At 40.8% G+C, this 17486-nt stretch carries 15 protein-coding genes and 1 pseudogene; 4 read left to right on the forward strand and 12 right to left on the reverse strand.

Translation table 11 applies throughout. The features are described from left to right. Positions 1–271: 271 nt before the first annotated feature. Both ptsG and ACXAEO_RS19320 read right to left on the reverse strand, forming a co-directional pair. Positions 272–1834: a glucose-specific PTS transporter subunit IIBC gene (gene ptsG, locus ACXAEO_RS19315; RefSeq protein ID WP_474883785.1), complete on the reverse strand. Its 1563-nt coding sequence runs from the start codon at positions 1832–1834 to the stop codon at positions 272–274. A 130-nt stretch (positions 1835–1964) separates the two neighbouring features. After that, positions 1965–3290: a 6-phospho-alpha-glucosidase gene (locus tag ACXAEO_RS19320; RefSeq protein WP_474883787.1), complete on the reverse strand. Its 1326-nt coding sequence runs from the start codon at positions 3288–3290 to the stop codon at positions 1965–1967. A gap of 150 nt (positions 3291–3440) precedes the next feature. Here ACXAEO_RS19320 and ACXAEO_RS19325 point away from each other — a divergent pair, with 150 nt between their 5' ends. Continuing rightward, entirely contained in the window at positions 3441–4253 is an 813-nt protein-coding gene (locus tag ACXAEO_RS19325; RefSeq protein WP_474883789.1) for a MurR/RpiR family transcriptional regulator, read from the forward strand. Between the two features lie 84 nt (positions 4254–4337). Here ACXAEO_RS19325 and yyaC read toward each other — a convergent pair whose 3' ends face one another. After that, positions 4338–4892: a spore protease YyaC gene (gene yyaC / locus ACXAEO_RS19330; protein ID WP_474883790.1), complete on the reverse strand. Its 555-nt coding sequence runs from the start codon at positions 4890–4892 to the stop codon at positions 4338–4340. A 357-nt stretch (positions 4893–5249) separates the two neighbouring features. On the opposite strand from yyaC, the pseudogene ACXAEO_RS19335 reads away from it, so the two are divergent. After that, a pseudogene (locus ACXAEO_RS19335) lies at positions 5250–5342 on the forward strand (NAD(P)-dependent oxidoreductase); the annotation flags it as partial. Between the two features lie 136 nt (positions 5343–5478). On the opposite strand, the gene ACXAEO_RS19340 reads toward ACXAEO_RS19335, so the two are convergent. Together ACXAEO_RS19340 and ACXAEO_RS19345 are read right to left on the reverse strand one after the other, a co-directional pair. Next, positions 5479–6186 (reverse strand): M48 family metallopeptidase, encoded by a 708-nt coding sequence (locus ACXAEO_RS19340; RefSeq protein WP_474883792.1) that lies wholly within the window; start codon positions 6184–6186, stop codon positions 5479–5481. A 20-nt stretch (positions 6187–6206) separates the two neighbouring features. Continuing rightward, on the reverse strand, positions 6207–6695 hold the full coding sequence (locus tag ACXAEO_RS19345) for a YehS family protein (protein WP_474883793.1): 489 nt from the start codon (positions 6693–6695) through the stop codon (positions 6207–6209). A 361-nt stretch (positions 6696–7056) separates the two neighbouring features. Between ACXAEO_RS19345 and ACXAEO_RS19350 the strand changes: the two genes are divergently transcribed. Beyond that, entirely contained in the window at positions 7057–7575 is a 519-nt protein-coding gene (locus ACXAEO_RS19350; RefSeq protein WP_474883795.1) for a DUF421 domain-containing protein, read from the forward strand. 255 nt (positions 7576–7830) lie between these two features. Here ACXAEO_RS19350 and ACXAEO_RS19355 read toward each other — a convergent pair whose 3' ends face one another. Both ACXAEO_RS19355 and ACXAEO_RS19360 read right to left on the reverse strand, forming a co-directional pair. Further along, on the reverse strand, positions 7831–8514 hold the full coding sequence (locus ACXAEO_RS19355; RefSeq protein WP_474883796.1) for a hypothetical protein: 684 nt from the start codon (positions 8512–8514) through the stop codon (positions 7831–7833). 204 nt (positions 8515–8718) lie between these two features. After that, entirely contained in the window at positions 8719–9741 is a 1023-nt protein-coding gene (locus ACXAEO_RS19360; protein ID WP_474884300.1) for a tRNA dihydrouridine synthase, read from the reverse strand. A gap of 616 nt (positions 9742–10357) precedes the next feature. Here ACXAEO_RS19360 and ACXAEO_RS19365 point away from each other — a divergent pair. Beyond that, complete coding sequence (locus ACXAEO_RS19365) at positions 10358–11218, forward strand: AraC family transcriptional regulator (protein ID WP_474883799.1); 861 nt, start codon at positions 10358–10360, stop codon at positions 11216–11218. 122 nt (positions 11219–11340) lie between these two features. Here the strand turns inward: ACXAEO_RS19365 and rlmD are convergent, their stop codons facing one another. The 5 genes from rlmD to gatC form a co-directional block, all read right to left on the reverse strand. Further along, positions 11341–12714, reverse strand: coding sequence for a 23S rRNA (uracil(1939)-C(5))-methyltransferase RlmD (gene rlmD / locus ACXAEO_RS19370; protein WP_474883801.1), 1374 nt, complete (start codon positions 12712–12714; stop codon positions 11341–11343). A 135-nt stretch (positions 12715–12849) separates the two neighbouring features. Further along, the gene (locus tag ACXAEO_RS19375; protein WP_474883803.1) at positions 12850–13794 is read right to left on the reverse strand and encodes a diacylglycerol kinase; all 945 of its coding nucleotides are present in this window, start codon (positions 13792–13794) and stop codon (positions 12850–12852) included. Between the two features lie 215 nt (positions 13795–14009). Continuing rightward, positions 14010–15440, reverse strand: coding sequence for an Asp-tRNA(Asn)/Glu-tRNA(Gln) amidotransferase subunit GatB (gene gatB, locus ACXAEO_RS19380; RefSeq protein WP_474883805.1), 1431 nt, complete (start codon positions 15438–15440; stop codon positions 14010–14012). 14 nt (positions 15441–15454) lie between these two features. After that, entirely contained in the window at positions 15455–16912 is a 1458-nt protein-coding gene (gene gatA / locus ACXAEO_RS19385) for an Asp-tRNA(Asn)/Glu-tRNA(Gln) amidotransferase subunit GatA (RefSeq protein WP_474883807.1), read from the reverse strand. Between the two features lie 17 nt (positions 16913–16929). Beyond that, a complete protein-coding gene (gatC, locus tag ACXAEO_RS19390) occupies positions 16930–17220 on the reverse strand; it encodes an Asp-tRNA(Asn)/Glu-tRNA(Gln) amidotransferase subunit GatC (RefSeq protein WP_474883809.1) in 291 nt (96 codons plus the stop codon). Positions 17221–17486: the final 266 nt, after the last annotated feature.

The following is a 17486-nucleotide window of genomic DNA, read 5'->3' on the forward strand; positions in this document are numbered from 1 at the left end:
TATCTTGATGATTAAAGCGAAAAACAGAAATCGACATGCTCAGTTTTTCAGAAAGCTTTTTCCTCTAGTGAGCTGATTAATAGGTTTCTACATAATATATTCTGGATTCTTGTAATAAAATAGATGCGGTCCAAGTAAACACAATAATCACAAAATCAGTTTTCACTCTAACTCCCCTGTGATAAATCCCATTTTTTATTACTCCACCTAGAATTATAATTATTCAAAAATTTTAATATACACTGATTTTCACCTGTAACCAGTTATCTCTTTAAGCAGATTTATCATTTATAATCTCTAAGATTTGATTTTTTAAAATCTCTGCTGTCGGTCCAAAAATAGCTTGAACACCGTTTCCTACTTCCAAGACCCCTTTTGCTCCAAGTAATTTCAATTCGTCATGATTGACTTGGTTTTTATCCTTCACACCTACTCTTAAACGCGTGATGCAAGCATCCAGATTATTAATGTTCTCTTGACCTCCAAGTGCTGCTAATACACTTAACGCCTGCTGATGTTTACCCTTATCTTGATAATCTTGCTTTGTATATAAACGATTCGAATCTTCGTTACCTCGACCTGGTGTCAGTAAATTCCATTTACTAATAGCAAAGCGGAAAACCGTATAATACACGACGGCCATCAGGCAGCCTACAAGAATCACTTGCCACCACGGTTCACCCACCCCCGGCAAAATGCCAAACAGCGCAAAATCAATAATGCCAGCTCCGCCAGCATAGCCAATGTTAACATCTAACATGTACATGAGCATAAATGACAATCCTGCCATTAAGCAGTGAAAAACATAAAGCAATGGAGCAACAAACAAAAATGTAAACTCCAGAGGTTCTGTAATCCCTGTCAAAAAAGCAGTTCCGGCCGCTGTTAACAATAAACCACTCACTGCTTTTTTATTCTCTGGTTTAGCGAGATGATACATCGCCAACGCTACTGCAGGAAGCCCAAATAACACGAATGGGAATTTCCCTGCCATAAAACGACCTGCCGTAATCTCAACGGCCGAATTAATTTGTTTATCAGCCAGCTGCGCCATATACATGGCCGTATCGCCAGACACAATGGAACCAGCAAGCGTCGTATAAGATCCACCAACCTCCGAAAAGCGAATCGGAATATAAAAAATATGGTGAAGACCAAACGGAATTAAAGCTCGTTCAATGAGGCCATATATAAACATGTAAACCGGCGGTGTATTCGCTCCAGCAAGCTGATTACCAACTGCAAAAATGAAGTGTTGGACATGAGGCCAAACAAAAGCCAAAATTAAGGCCATAATAATTGAGACACCGGCTGTTACGATTGGAACGAACCTTGTGCCTCCAAAAAACGATAACATTTCTGGCATTTTGAAATCTTGATACTTCTTATACAAGGCTGCTGCCACAAAGCCCATTAAAATTCCTCCGAACACACCTACTTGTAATGTAGGAATTCCCAGTTCTGTCGTGTAACCAGGTTGAGATACGTTTTCTGGAGTAATCCCTAATACAATACCAATAACCGTATGCATCACTACATATCCGACAAATGCGGCTATACTCGCTCCAGCTTTTCCTCCAGTCCAGCTTCCGGCGATACCAATTGCAAATAAGATGCCAAGATTTTTAAAAATGGCACTACCTGCCCCTTTCATTAAGGAAGCGAAAGTAGCCCAAGCTCCCCCTTCAAGAAAAGGCATGTATTCTATCAGATACGGTGATTGTAAAGTCGTCCCAATTCCAAGTAAAAGCCCCGCTGCTGGTAATAAAGAAATAATGACCATAAATGATTTGCCTACACGCTGAAAAAGATCAAAGTTAAAAAATTTCTTCATCCATTTCTCCTCGTTTCCAATGAAATCTTTTAAAAAGCAAGCAACAAATTGAAAGCGCATAACATATTGTTTTTGAAAAAACAGCAAGGAGAACTGTTCACTAAAAGAACTCCCTGCTTTGAACAATGGATCAGTTTAACTCTGGCCAATATCCTTTATTAGCTTCCATAAGGGCATCCAACACTTCCCTCGCTTTTGCAGCTGACACGATAGTACGATTTAATGTCAATGCTTGCAGCGCCTTTTGATAAGAGCCTTCCAAATATGCTTCTACGGTTAATTTTTCATAAGCAAATTGACCTTCAATTAAGCCTTTATGGAAAGCTGGGATTTCCCCAACTGCATAAGGTCTTGGTCCATTGGCAGTTAGACTTGCTGCTACCTCGACCATCGCATCCTTCGGAAGATTATCAATAATGCCTTCATTCTTTAAAATGACGATGAAATTATCTCCTTTATTGAAGGCGATGGATTCCGCCACAATTAAAATAAACTCTCCGTGGGCATCGTTATGCACAACATGGGAATCTCTTGATGTACCTGCTTCAATTACCCGTTTACATTCTTCGAATACTCTTTTTTCTCTTCCTTCCATCACTTCATTGGCACGTGTATGTTCAGGATTCAACTTTTTCATAACCTTATCTGGATACAAATAATATTGCAAATACGTATTCGGTAAATATTCAGGAAAATCTCTCACAATTTGCTCAACCATCGCATACGTTTCCAACCACGATTGATCACGCTGTTCATAGTCAACCGGTCGGAATCCGCCTTCTAGAATGATATTTCGTAATTTCGGCAGTACGTCATTGCCAGCTTGGTCATATAAATTTGTAAACCAACCGAAATGATTTAATCCAAAATAGACAGGATCAAACTCTCTTGTATCCATGTTTAACAAACGACCGTATGAACGAAGAAGATTTTCAGGCTGATCACAAATATTTAAGATTTTTTTATCATCTGGAAATACTCGTTGCAAAGCATCTGCTACAATCGCAGCTGGATTTGTATAATTTAAAATCCATGCATCCTTCGATTTACTACGCACATCCTGAACCAGCTCAATCATATCTTTGATGGATCTCATCCCATATGCGAAGCCTCCTGGTCCACAAGTTTCTTGACCGATTACCCCTAAGCTCAACGGAATTTTTTCATCTTGTTCCCGCATTGCATATCCACCTGTTCGCATCTGAACTAAGACGAAATCGAGGTCTTCTGTAAAAGCTTCTTCTTTATTCGTCGTATAGGAAAAATCCAGCTCAGGATATTCCTCTTGGAATAGAATTTTAGCAAATTCCCCAATATATTGTTGTCGCTCTTCATTCACGTCCAACATGACTAAACGATTAATAGGGAACGTTTTTTGTCTAACACAAATACTTTTTAATAAGCCTGGTGTCCATGTACTTCCCCCGCCTACAATTAACACATTAAATTTTTTCATATTATCATCTCCTAGAGAGTATTGTCATCGCTTTCATCCGTATCTTATCAAAGAAAAGGTAAGAAACTAGAAAAGTTTCATTTTACGAAACTTTTTATACATGCTATATAATAGAGCGTAAGAAACGATGACAGGGTACGGAGGTTTATCATGTACAATTTTTTAGCAAAACTATTAAATTTTATTGAATCATCGACTGACCATACAAGCTCAGATATTATTATTGCAGAATATATTTTAAGAAATGTACGGGAAATTCCTCATATGTCAATTTACGATGTTGCAGAAGCCTGCCATACATCGCCAGCTACCATCACTAGATTTTGCAAAAGATTTGAAAATATATCCTTTAAAGAGTTGAAAGAATATGCAAGGTCCTTTATTGAATTTAATGTTTCAGAAGTACTTTTTCAGCAAATTGAACAAACGATAAATGATGACCTTCTTGAAGATTATTACAGACAACTTCAAGATTCCCTAGCAGAAACTAGTCAATTGATTCGTCCGAAGGAGCTACTCAACATCGCAAGAAAAATTCATGAGTCCCAAAAGATTTCGTTCTTTGGAGTGACCTTTTCCCATGTCATTGCTCGAAATGCCCAGTTTAAATTTATGCGTCTCGGGAAATATTCAGCAGCATATAGTAATCATGAAAACCAACTGACAGAGGCCCAGTCATTAACTTCTGCTGATACCGCTATTGTCATTTCGTTTTCCGGCGAAACTCGCTTTATTGTCCAGCTTGTCAAAATATTAAAGGAAAGAAGCATTCCCATCATCGCTATAACTGGCGATAGCCAGTCATTTCTAGCTCAAAACGCAAATGACCTGATTTCTGTCAGCAACAAGAAGCTTGAACATTATAAATCACCCATTATTGAAGAACTGAGCATGCTCAGTGTCATCAACTCCATCTACCTTGTATATTCCATCTTCTTGAATAGCATGGAACAACCAAAATAAATGACACGCAAAAAAGAAGGACTAAAAGGTCAAAAAACCTGTTAGTCCTTCTTCAGAAAAAAAGACAATCAATATAAATCACCTTTACGACGTAATCTTCCAATCAAGTTCATACCGAGAAGCGAGCCGTTCTGGAAGCGGAAATCTTGCTTCAATTGCCTCTGTAATTTCTTCGGCCATTTTCAGCACAAGCGACAGCTCTGTGTATTGAAGCACTTGCTGAGCAAAGAAGCCTCCGACGTTTACAACGCCTGCAATTGAATAATCACCGATTAAATCCAAATCTTTCCCCACCCCAGCTCCCGGCTTTAAGCCGCCTTCAAAGGCAAAAAAACGGCCGATGGAGCTTGTCTGCCCAAGCATTGAGTCAATGACGACTACTTTTTTATAAGATGGGATGTTTTTTATTTTTTCATCTATATTTTGGCCATGAACTGTATCGTTAATGGTTCCTATAACATTATTGTACCCTTTCTTTTTTAAGAAAGACCCGACAAGCGGACCTAAAGAATCACCTGTAGACCTATCTGTCCCGACACAAAGAAAGACGACTTGATAGTACGATACGTGCGCGGGAATCACAGTTGTTAACGCTTGCTGCAGCCCTAAAGCATTTAACGGTTTCACTGGTTTAATCATTAAGATCCCCCCTTCAAATGGGTAACACTTACAGTAACATCTTCATAATAACTTAACAGAAAATTAACATTTTTTAATAATTTTATCATAAAATGTTTATTTTCGTAGAAATATGCTTCATTCACCTTGAAAATTTTTCCGCATTTATCGGCATATTTCCCGTTTTCCCCATAGAAAACACACGATTTTTGTCAAAAAAAACGTATCTGTACACTACAGCAGGTTTTAGACATTCATTACTTATCAACCAATTTTTTCTTCTTATTTGAGTAACATACAAATATAGCAGAGGCACTCCCCGCGTAGGCAGATTGTCCACTATCGCCAATGTAAATTATTTTCAACTCCGAAGGAAACAGCTACGCTGACTACGCGATGGCCGTATTGGATGAAATTGAACATTCGGAACATATGAATGAGCGATTTACGGGGGTCGAAGAAATGAAGTAATCAGTTAAAAAGAAAGGGTGCCTGAAAAAGAAAAATCATTCCTTTTCAGACACCCTTCATAAATATAAAGCTAACTATTTTTGGGGACTTATTAGCCCTCCCCTTCATCTTGCACACTCCAAAGAGGAACTTGTAACTATACTGTCATTTTCCAATTAGATAACGCTAGCCACTTTTCCTTTTCTTTATAATCTGGCATAATCTTCCCGACAAGGCGCCAGAAGGATCGGTCGTGATTCAGATGAACCATGTGGCACATTTCATGAACGACGACATAGTCAATTACTGTCATAGGGGCCATCGCTAATCGCCAATTAAAGGTGAGTTGCTGTTTGGAATCACATGTCCCCCACGTTGTTTTACTATCAGAAATCGTAATGGAACGTGGCTTCATTTTAAAGTGCTGTTGATAATGACGTACACGTTTCTCCACTAACGCCTTGCACTGCTGGTAATAAAACCGCTTTAACGCTTGTTTCATTGCTGTATCCTCTAGCTGTTGAACATGGACATACAAGCAATTGCCTTCCAACACGACATAATCTTGTTCAATGGTATGATCTTGAACAATGTTAATCGGCAAGCTTTTCCCTAGAAAGAGAAACCGCTCTCCTTGCGCATACACCTTTTCCTGTGTTCCATTCAGTCGCTCCTTCATTTCCTGCAAGGCTTGCTGGATTACATCCCATTTTTCCTCTAACAGCTGGCGAATTGTCTCCTCTGATGTTCCTTTCGGAGCTTGAACTTCCACATTTCCATACGCATCCATCATCATTCCAACAGATGTTCGTTGTTTATACTTTATCTCAAAACGTATCGTCTCTCCAGCATACGTATGTATCATGTCATCACCTTTACAATGCGTTAATCTCTATACCTCACCGTTAGCCCTTTTAAGAACTTACGTGCAAAATTATCGCCGCACTCTTTATAATTTTTATGCCCTTCTTTTCGCAACAGTGCACCAAGCTCTCCTTTTGTCACGACAATACCGCCTTCTTCAAAGATTTCGAGCATCTCCTCCGTTGTTAGCGCCAAAGCAATCTTTACTTTCTTTAAGACAAGGTTATTGACGTTGATACTTTTATTAGAAGGGGGTTCCGGTGCCGCCGATCCCGGTTTTGGTTCTTGCTTTCCTCTTTTGAAAATAATTAAGCCATTTAAAAACGCATCTAACATACGGTTATCACATGGGATTTGATTCTCCGCTTCATCAGAATCCGTCTTTGTTAAAACTCTTGAGATGTCCGTTATCGCCACATCTTGGCCGCCAAGATGAAAAATCTCTGCCACCTCTGCGTTTTTTAAGTTCAATGCATATCGTAATCGAATTAATATATCGTTATTATCCATTTATAATCCTCCTGTAAGCGTGCTGTTGCACCGCATGTTCTTTAATGATTATTTCTCCATGCAAAGATTAATCCTACCATATGTGAGGGGGAGATGACTATCAAACTTCTTACAGTTTGCTCAACTCTTGCTCACTATGATTTCTGTATTTATTCTTAAAGCGTTATTCCATATTTTCCACACACTTGTCTTTTCAATATACCATAGTTTCCTTATAAACCAATGATCGACAGAAACCGAGTCCCTGTAGGGTTACAGCTAGTGCTGCTAACTTTCTTAACTAAACATAGTATGCCTGTACAACATATTGAACAAAAAGATAGAAGAAAAAACTTTTAATTCGTGAGCGAAGGGTGATAAGATGCATTGGTTTTGGGAAACCACTTTAATTGTATTAGTTGGAACATTCTTGATGAGGCTGGGAGGCCGAAAGTCTATCTCACAAATGACGATTGCACAAACCGTCATCATTATTTCAATTGGAAAAGTACTAATCGAACCTGTTGCTAAAAAGGACGTCGGATTAAACTTTGCTGTTGCGGGAGTCATGGTGCTCATTTTATTAACCATTGAATTTCTCATGCTTAAAAGTAAGTTTTTTGAAGACTTAATCGGAGGCAAACCTGTCATTGTCATTGAAAAAGGCATCGCAAATAAAAAGAATATGACAAAACTGCGAATGACAATGGGGGAATTAGAAGCGCGCTTACGCCAACATGGCATTAAAGATATTGGAGATATTGATTATGCCACAATCGACCCTAATGGCGAAATTGGTTACAGATGGATAAAAGGAAAACAGCCCTCTACAGAAGACGATATACACGTATTAACTCAACGAATAGATGACTTAGAAAATTTAATTAAAACATTAAAATGAACTACTCTTTTCCTCTTCCCGAAATGGAGCAGGTACGTTTCATATTGATAGGACAGCTTCTTGTACATGCCATCATCTAGCTAGAAAACTGGCATAAGCTTTCTAAACATAAACGGCTGCCATCCCCTTGTAAAGTTGATGACAGCCACTTATGTATCGTTAAAGAGCGGATTCAACAGCTCTTTAACGTTATAATGAACGTCCTTCTTCTAAATAAATCGGTTGCATATGAGAACAATAAGTGCCCAACCACTATTATGCTTTCATTGATAAATAGTCACTAACAAATTGCTGAAGCGCACGAACATTTTCATCTTCATCCGAGTTTTCATCTGTATTTAATGTTTGTATAAACATCTCTAGCATTTCCAATAACTCTTCGTCTTCTTCAGTCGTTACCTCATTGCTTTTATATGCATCAATCGCATTTTGATTTTTATCCCCCATCGGCGGCTTTCCTCCCATTGGAGGTCTTCCTTGCATCATACCTTCCATTTTTCCGATGGACTCCAGAACGCCAGACGTATTATTTTTAAATTCAGACACATAAGACTTAATATCTTCTGCTGACAGACTATCAAAATCAATGTTTAACCCTTCTGCATGTTCAGGCTTAAAGCTCTCCATGACACTATGAATGTTTTTAGCCACTTCAGTCATTTCTTCATCGGACAAACTATCAAGATCCAGCTCAGAAAGCCCTAATTCTTCAATAGAAGTTTTCATCTCTTTCATTCTTTCTTCCATTTTGGAACCACCCATTTGCCCCATTGTTTCCATCATATGACCCATTCTTCTTCCTTTATCACTTATCTCGACTTTCATGCCGCTATCGCTTGAATCTCCAACTAATTGAGCATTCGCAAAAGGTAATGAGCTATTATTCATTCTTTGAACATATTGTGTACTTTGCATCATATAACTATCTGAAATTTTCATCGTTTCCTCCTGTTTTTCCAATCATTCATATATGGGCATAGCCAGTGTACACAACCTACCTTAAAGAAAGCTTAAAAAAGAGAAGAACAATAAATAATTAAAGAAAATACAATTACTAATAAAAATTGGCGGGAATGAGCCCGGTTCAATCCCGTACATCACTCCCGCCAATTAACAGCTAGAATAAACGCTAACTTTTTTAACTTAACGTCCTACTTCACTTTTACCTTGAACAGAAACACCTCGATTATTTTGCACTTCATCAAGATTCTTTGACTCAAAGTCATCAATCAATGCACGAACTTCGTCTGTTGACTCGGTGTTCATTAATTGATTTCTTAATTCACTTGCTCCTCTAAACCCTTTAACATAAATCTTAAAAAAGCGATGAAGAGCCTTGAACGAACGCAGTTCTAATGGTGAATACTTATCATGAAGGTCCATATGCAATCTTAAAAGATCAAGCAATTCCTTACTACTATGATCTTTCGCCTCTTTTTCAAAGGCAAATGGATTATGGAAAATACCACGCCCAATCATAACTCCATCCACACCATATTGTTCCACGAGCTTCAAACCCGTTTGGCGGTCAGGAATATCCCCATTGATCGTCAAAAGTGTATCTGGTGCCACCTGATCACGAAGCTTTTTTATCTCTGGAATCAACTCCCAATGAGCAGGAACTTTGCTCATTTCCTCCCTCGTACGCAGATGGATAGAAAGATTCGCAATGTCTTGTTTCAATATGTGTGTGAGCCAGCCTCGCCATTCATCTACCTCCGTGTAGCCAAGCCTTGTCTTAACACTTACTGGCAATCCTCCTGCTTTGGCTGCTTGGATTAACTCTGCTGCCACTTCTGGGCGACGAATAAGGCCACTTCCCTTCCCATGTCGTGCCACATTAGGTACAGGACAGCCCATATTAATATCGATACCTCGAAAGCCTAGCTCTGCCATACCGATACTCATCTGTCGGAAGTATTCAGGCTTATCTCCCCATATATGAGCTACAATCGGTTGTTCATCCTCTGTAAAAGCCAAACGCCCACGCACACTTTGAATCCCATCTGGGTGACAATAACTCTCCGTATTTGTAAACTCGGTAAAAAACACATCTGGTCTACCTGCTTCACTCACTACATGACGAAAAACAACATCCGTCACATCTTCCATTGGTGCCAGTATAAAAAATGGTCGTGGTAAATCACGCCAAAAATTCTCTTTCATTTTCAAATTCAATCCTCTCATGATGGGCTACTAAGTCAAACCCTTATCCCAAAATCAAACAACAAAATGTCCATACTTCTTCTACACTTATACCATGCTTAAGCACCTTTTTTCAAACAGATTAGCACTGTTTATTTTCACCAAATTGAGAGGTGTAGCGAAAATTTTTGTTGTAACTTCACTATTTCAGTACAAGCAAGATACTGTAAAATCAATTTCCTTCTTCGTGCTCGCCCGAAATGAATTTTTACAACATGTAGATTTACATATAAAATAGCCCAGTTTTTGGACTGGGCTATTTTATTATTTGCCATTATTCAAGCTCTTTTTTCTATACTTAATTAAAGCATCCCTAAAAATTTCTATTTTCTTTTTTAATATCTTTGTCAATAACCAATGTTGTTTATCAGCAAGTGTTTCCTGTCTAAAGCAATCATAACTCTCACCCATTGATATAACTAGGCATATTAATCACTAAAACTTGCCTAATTGTATCGACGATGTTGAGTTGATTGTTATATCGTGCTACACTTGTTTCATGAATAAACAACAAATCAAACAACTTATCGAAAACAGAATGACTGAAGATGGCATGATAGAAACGGGGATAAAGGGTGTGCAACTTTTCCGAGTTAGCACCTCACTTCGCTGCGCCCCAGCGGTATATAAACCCACTGTTGTGGCTATCGTAAGCGGAGCTAAGGAAGCGATATTGGATGGCAAGTCCTATGTATACGACAGCAGTCAATACATGTGTTGTACGATGTCGATACCTGTGGAAGCAGGGACCCCAACCGCTTCTCCAGATAACCCTCTCCTAGGCGTCTATATCTCCCTTGATACAAAAGTAATGACCGAACTAGCAATTGAGATGGAAAACGCCTATGGTGCAATCCGAAAGCCCAAAGGTGGTCCTCTTCCAAAAGGATTGGCACTTGCTCATTGGGATGATGCATTTACTGAAGCACTATTGCGCTTACTACAATTAGGAAATAGCCCTACGGATACAGCGATACTTGGTGACAGCAGGCTTCGAGAGTTATACTACACTGTTTTGAAAGGAGATGCAGGGGAATCCGCTATGCGCGCATTTGGAGTCGGTAATGAAATCTCCCGCTCGATTGCGTATCTATCTTCCCACTTAGACAAAACCGTCACCATTGAAGATATGGCCGCACAGGTTGGGATGAGTCGAGCCGTATTCCACCGCAAATTCAAGCAGGCTACAACGATGTCCCCTATCCAGTTTGTAAAATCTATGCGACTAAACAATGCCGCTATGAAGATAGCTGGAGGAATGAATGTGAACGAAGCTGCTATGGAAGTAGGCTATGAAAGTTCCTCTCAATTCAGCCGTGAGTTCAAACGCATGTATGGGCAGTCCCCGAAACAGTGGAGCCAATCTAAACAACTCCCTTCAGAAATGACGAGACGCACGGCACATTTTTTTGACCAACTTCAACGGTCATCGCTTTAAATAAACATGAATTACCTTATATATTGATGAATGCCAAAAAGACTGATTTAGCAATAAATCCCAAACTAAAAATGTCATGTAAATATTAAAACCCGCCTCAATTGAGACGGGTTTTAATAAAATTATTTTAATTCTAGCACTGCTACGCACTCCACATGCGTCGTATGCGGAAACATATCAACTGGCTGCACTTGCTTTGTTTCGTAACCGCCGTCTTCTAAGATACGGAGGTCGCGGGCGAGTGTGGCTGGGTTACAGGAGACGTAGACGACGCGCTTTGGCTTCATTTCGATGATGGTTTGCAGTAAGGCTTCGTCACAGCCCTTTCTTGGTGGGTCGACGACGATGACGTCTGCTTTAATGCCTTTTTCATACCAGGCTGGGATGACCGTTTCAGCTCCGCCTACTTCAAATTCGGCATTTTCCAATCCGTTGAGTGCTGCATTGCGCTTCGCATCCTCAATCGCTTCTGGAACGATTTCGACGCCGTATACCTTTTTCGCTTTTTGCGCAAGGAATAGTGAGATCGTACCGATGCCACAGTAGGCGTCAATGACAGATTCCTCTCCTGTCAGCCCTGCATATTCCAATGCTTTGTCGTACAATACTTTCGTTTGTTCCGGGTTTACTTGATAAAACGAACGGGCCGAAATCGCAAATTTAATGTCTCCAATGAAGTCATAAATGTATTCCTCGCCCCAAAGGACATTCGTCTTGTCACCCATGATCACATTCGTTCGTTTAGAATTGACATTTTGGACGATAGACTTCACTTCCGGAAATGCCTCGGTCAATTCTTGAATAATGCTGTTTTTATGAGGAAACTCTTCCGTTTTCGTGACGAAGACGACCATCGCTTCTCCCGTCACAAGGCCGTAACGAGCCATGATGTGGCGCAATGTACCACGGTGCTTTTGCTCATCATAGGCACGGATGCCGTATTTCGCACATATTTCTTTCGCTTTTTGAACGATGCGATCATTTTTTTCTTGCTGGATCAGACAGGCTTCCATATCAATGATTTCATGGCTGCGCTGCTGGTAGAAGCCGGTCACGAGCCCGCCTTCCCGCTCCCCTACTGGAACTTGAGCTTTATTACGGTAACGCCAAGGCTCGTTCATCCCTAATACTGGATGAACTGGCACGTGCGGAAGCCCTCCGATACGAGCCATGACTTCTTTTACTTGCTTTTGCTTGAACTTGAGCTGTCCTTCATACGTTAAGTGCTGAAGCTGACAGCCTCCGCATTGCTTATAGATTGGACAAGGCGGTGTTTGACGATGCTCGCTTTCCTCGTATGTTTCTACTAATCGTCCAAACGCATAACCTTTTTTCACCTTGATGATTTTCACTTGCGCCCGTTCATTTGGCAAAGCGTTCGGAACAAACACAGGAAACCCGTTGACTTTCGCGACACCCGCTCCGTCATGCGTTAAATCTTCAAATACGACATCTATATAATCATTCTTTTCAACTGGCAGTTGTTGTTTCGTCATTATGAACATCCTTTACTAAAATGCTGAACTGATTGTACCACATTTCATACATGTGGGAAAAGGAAGGGGGTGACCGAAAAAGAGCCTATCTCTTTTTCGTCACCCCCTCTTTTTGAACGTGCTTGTCCAAAACACTTACACATCTAAGAGGTCTTCGCCTCTCTCCATTGCTTCTGCTTTTTCCTTCGGCATAAACACTTCAATATGCTGATACAAATTGACGAACTCTCCAGGCAGCGACTCGCCGAATTCCCCGTCCAAGTTTAATTGCATCTTTTCGTCTGTAAACACCTTGACGCGGTTCGCCTTTGTATAAATTAAATGCGGATCGTGAATATGCTCGCCTCGAAGCGCCAATGTCGCAATTCGAACGAACTCCGCCAAATTCGTCTTTTTCAAAATAATTAAATCAAACATCCCGTCGTTCAAAGACGAGTCTGGAACAAGTTTTTCAAAGCCGCCGACGGAGTTTGTCAGTGACACTAAAAACAGCATAATTTCGCCTTCAAACATTTTCCCATCATACTCCACCCGAACATTCGCCGGTTTAATCGATGGCAAAATTTCCATTCCTTTTAAATAATAAGCCAACTGACCAAGCATCGTTTTCAGTTTGCTTGGCACTTCATACGTCAGCTCGGTTAAACGGCCGCCTCCGGCAATGTTGATGAAGTAATGAGTCGTCCCTTCATTCGTCACACTGCCTAAATCAATCGGCATAGACACGCCCTCTGTAATGACATCACAGGCCGCTTCAATCGTCGTTCGCGGCACGCCAATAGCTCGCGCAAAATCATTCGTCGTGCCGACCGGAATGATCCCAAGCTTCGGTCGATATTCCTGTTCGGCAATTCCATTGACCACTTCATTGATTGTTCCATCACCGCCTGCGGCCACGACAAGATCGAATCGCCGCTCAACCGCTGTGCGTGCCGCTTCCGTTGCATCTCCCGCACCTGTTGTTGCATGGCAGGATGTTTCGTAACCAGCTTTTTCTAATTTCTGCAGTACTTCAGGTAAGTGCTTTTTAAACAGCTCTCGCCCTGACGTCGGATTATAAATAATTCGTGCTCGTTTCATATCCCATCATCCTATAGAGAATTTTTCATTAATCTTTATTATTTTAAACTGCAATACGTTTCAAACATGTCTGCTTCTATTTTACACGAAAAAAACACCACTCACCAAGGAGCAGCGTTTCTTTCTTGAAAAATAATCCAATAGTTCCAGTATAATCAAGTAGTTTTCAGGAAGCAAGACCTTCCTGTGCCTTCGGCAAAATGGCTTCTAATGGATTAGCGCTTTTGAATTTCTTCTAATAAAATCTTGTTCACCATCGGCGGGTTGGCTTGACCTTTTGTTGCTTTCATAATTTGACCAACTAAGAAACCAACCGCTTTTTCTTTTCCGTTTTTGTAATCGTCCACTGATTGCGGGTTTGCATCGAGCGCGTCTGTGACAATTTTACGCAGTGCCCCTTCGTCGGAAATTTGGACAAGTCCTTTTTCCTTGACGATTTTTTCTGCTTCACCGCCGTTTTCAATGAGCTCTTTAAACACTTTTTTCGCGATTTTAGACGAAATGGTCCCGTCTTGGATCAATTTAATCATCCCGGCAAGGTTGTCCGGCGTTAGAGCAACATCTGTAAACTCTTTTTGTTCAGCGTTCAAGTAAGCCGATACTTCCCCCATTAACCAGTTGGATGCCAGCTTAGCGTCCGCACCAGCACCAACTGTCGCTTCAAAGAAATCCGCCATTTCTTTCGTAACAGTTAACACTTTCGCATCATAAGACGGCAAACCGAACTCTTCTACATAGCGCTTTTGACGCGCATCTGGCAGCTCTGGAATTTCCGCACGAACTCGCGCTTTCCACTCATCGTCAATGTACAGTGCCAATAAGTCTGGTTCTGGGAAATAACGATAATCGTCAGATCCTTCTTTTACACGCATTAAAAGCGTTGTTTTCGTCGCTTCATCGTAGCGGCGTGTTTCCTGTTGGATTTCTCCGCCTGCAAGAAGTACTTTCTCCTGACGCTTTTCCTCGTACTCGAGACCTTTTTGAACGAAAGCGAAAGAGTTTAAGTTTTTCAGCTCTGTTTTCGTTCCGAACTTTTCTTGTCCAAATGGACGAAGAGAAATGTTTGCGTCACAACGTAGTGATCCTTCTTCCATTTTACAGTCCGATACGCCTGTATATTGGATAATGGACTTTAACTTCTCAAGGTACGCATATGCCTCTTCTGGAGAACGCATATCTGCCTCGGATACGATTTCAACAAGCGGTGTCCCTTGACGGTTGAAGTCAACTAAAGAATAGCCGTCTCCTGTATGTGTCAATTTCCCCGCATCTTCCTCTAAGTGAAGACGATTAATGCGGATGCGTTTTGTTTTTCCGTTCACTTCGATATCAATCCAGCCGTTTTCTCCAATCGGCTTGTCGAATTGAGAAATCTGATATGCTTTTGGATTGTCTGGATAGAAATAGTTTTTACGGTCGAATTTTGTATCCGTCGCTACTTCGCAATTTAGAGCCATAGCCGCTTTCATCGCAAATTCAACAGCTTGGCGGTTTAAAACAGGTAATACGCCCGGGTAACCAAGTTCAACAACACTTGTGTTTGTATTTGGAGCTGCTCCGAAAGCATTTGGGCTTCCAGAGAAAATTTTTGATTCTGTTTTTAACTCTACGTGTACTTCAAGACCAATAATCGTTTCAAAGTTCATCTTCTTTTCACCCCTTACAATGCTGGTTTCGCTTTATGGTGTTCCGTCGCTTGCTCAAACGCATGAGCAACACGGTAAATCGTGGATTCATCAAAGTGCTTCGCAATGATTTGCAGTCCTAACGGTAAACCGTTGGAGAATCCGCATGGCACAGAAATGCCCGGTACGCCCGCTAAGTTCACAGGAATCGTTAAAATATCGTTCGCGTACATCGTCATTGGATCGCTTGTTTTCTCTCCAATTTTAAAGGCTGGTGTCGGCGTTGTCGGTCCAATGATAACATCATAGTTCGCAAACACATCTTCAAAATCTTTTTTAATTAATGTACGTACTTGTTGTGCTTTTTTGTAGTAAGCATCATAGTAACCAGAGCTTAATGCGAACGTTCCAAGCATAATACGGCGCTTCACTTCGTTTCCGAAGCCTTCGCTGCGGCTTTGCTTGTACATCTCGATTAAGTTTTCTGCATTGTCTGTACGGTAACCGTAACGAACACCGTCAAAGCGAGCAAGGTTGGCAGACGCTTCAGACGATGACAGCAAGTAATACGTGGCTAATGCATACTTGGAGTGTGGAAGCGAAACTTCTTCCCAAACTGCACCAAGTCCTTCTAATACTTTTAACGCTTCAAGAACAGATTGGCGAACTTCTTCGCTAACCCCTTCACCTAAGTACTCTTTTGGCACCGCAATTTTCAAGCCTTTAATATCGCCTGTTAACGAAGAAACATAATCAGACACGTCCACATTAGCGGATGTCGAATCAAGTGGATCCACTCCGGCAATTGCTTGAAGCAAGTAAGCATTATCTTCAACCGTACGTGTGACCGGTCCGATTTGGTCTAACGAGGAAGCAAAAGCCACAAGGCCGTAACGAGATACTCTTCCGTATGTCGGTTTTAATCCAACAACCCCGCAGTAAGAAGCCGGCTGACGAACAGAACCACCCGTATCAGAACCTAACGCAAACAATACTTCGCCTGCTGCTACCGCTGCAGCGGACCCACCACTTGATCCTCCTGGTACATGTTCAAGATTCCAAGGGTTTCTCGTTAACTGTAAACCAGAGTTCTCCGTGGAAGAACCCATCGCGAATTCATCCATATTTAATTTACCAATTGTGATAGCTTCTGCGCTTTTTAGCTTTTGCACAGCCGTTGCATCATAAATCGGATCAAAGTTCGCTAAAATTTTACTTGAGCACGTTGTACGAAGTCCGTTTGTGACAATGTTGTCTTTGACACCAATCGGCATTCCGAATAGTAAGCCGAACTCATCCTTTTCTGTTAACGCCTCATCTAATTCCTTTGCATAAGCACGGGCTTGTTCTTCATTTAACGCTAAAAAAGCCCCTACTTTTTCGTCCACTGCTTGAATGCGCGCATATGATTCATCCACAAGGTCCTGCACGCGAATTTCTTTATCATGTAACTTTTTATGTAATTCTGACATTTTTAAGTCAAATAATGACATGATTCGTTCCTCCTTCCCTATTCCAAAATGGATGGTACGCGAATGTATCCATCTTTATGATCTGGTGCGTTTTTCACAACATCTTCAATCGGCAGACCTGCTTTTTTCTTATCTTCACGCATCACGTTCTTCATCGCCAACACATGTGAAGTCGGCTCGATATTTGTTGTATCAAGCTCGTTTAATTGTTCTGCATATGTAATAATTGCATCTAATTGCTTTTGAAACATTTCTGCTTCTTCTTCTGTAATAGCTAAACGGGCTAAGTTCGCCACGTGTTTTACTTCGTCAATTGAAATTCTTGACATCTTCCTTCACCTCCGAATATTCGTCCCATGACAATATACTGATGATACCAAACTTTAGCGCCATGAAGCAATCTTTTCCACCAGCTGTTTTCGGATTTCTCTTTTTGGGATTTCCCCCCCGTACAACAGGCTTTCTCAAACGAAATAACAACCATAAGTTACTCTAAAATCGACAAAGAGACAACATGGTTTATCCTGCTCTGACAAGTGCACCCAACAGAACATCTCAATAATATTTTAATAAAATGTCTTCCGATTAAACAGTT

The organism is Bacillus sp. ABA4_010, from assembly GCF_056159105.1.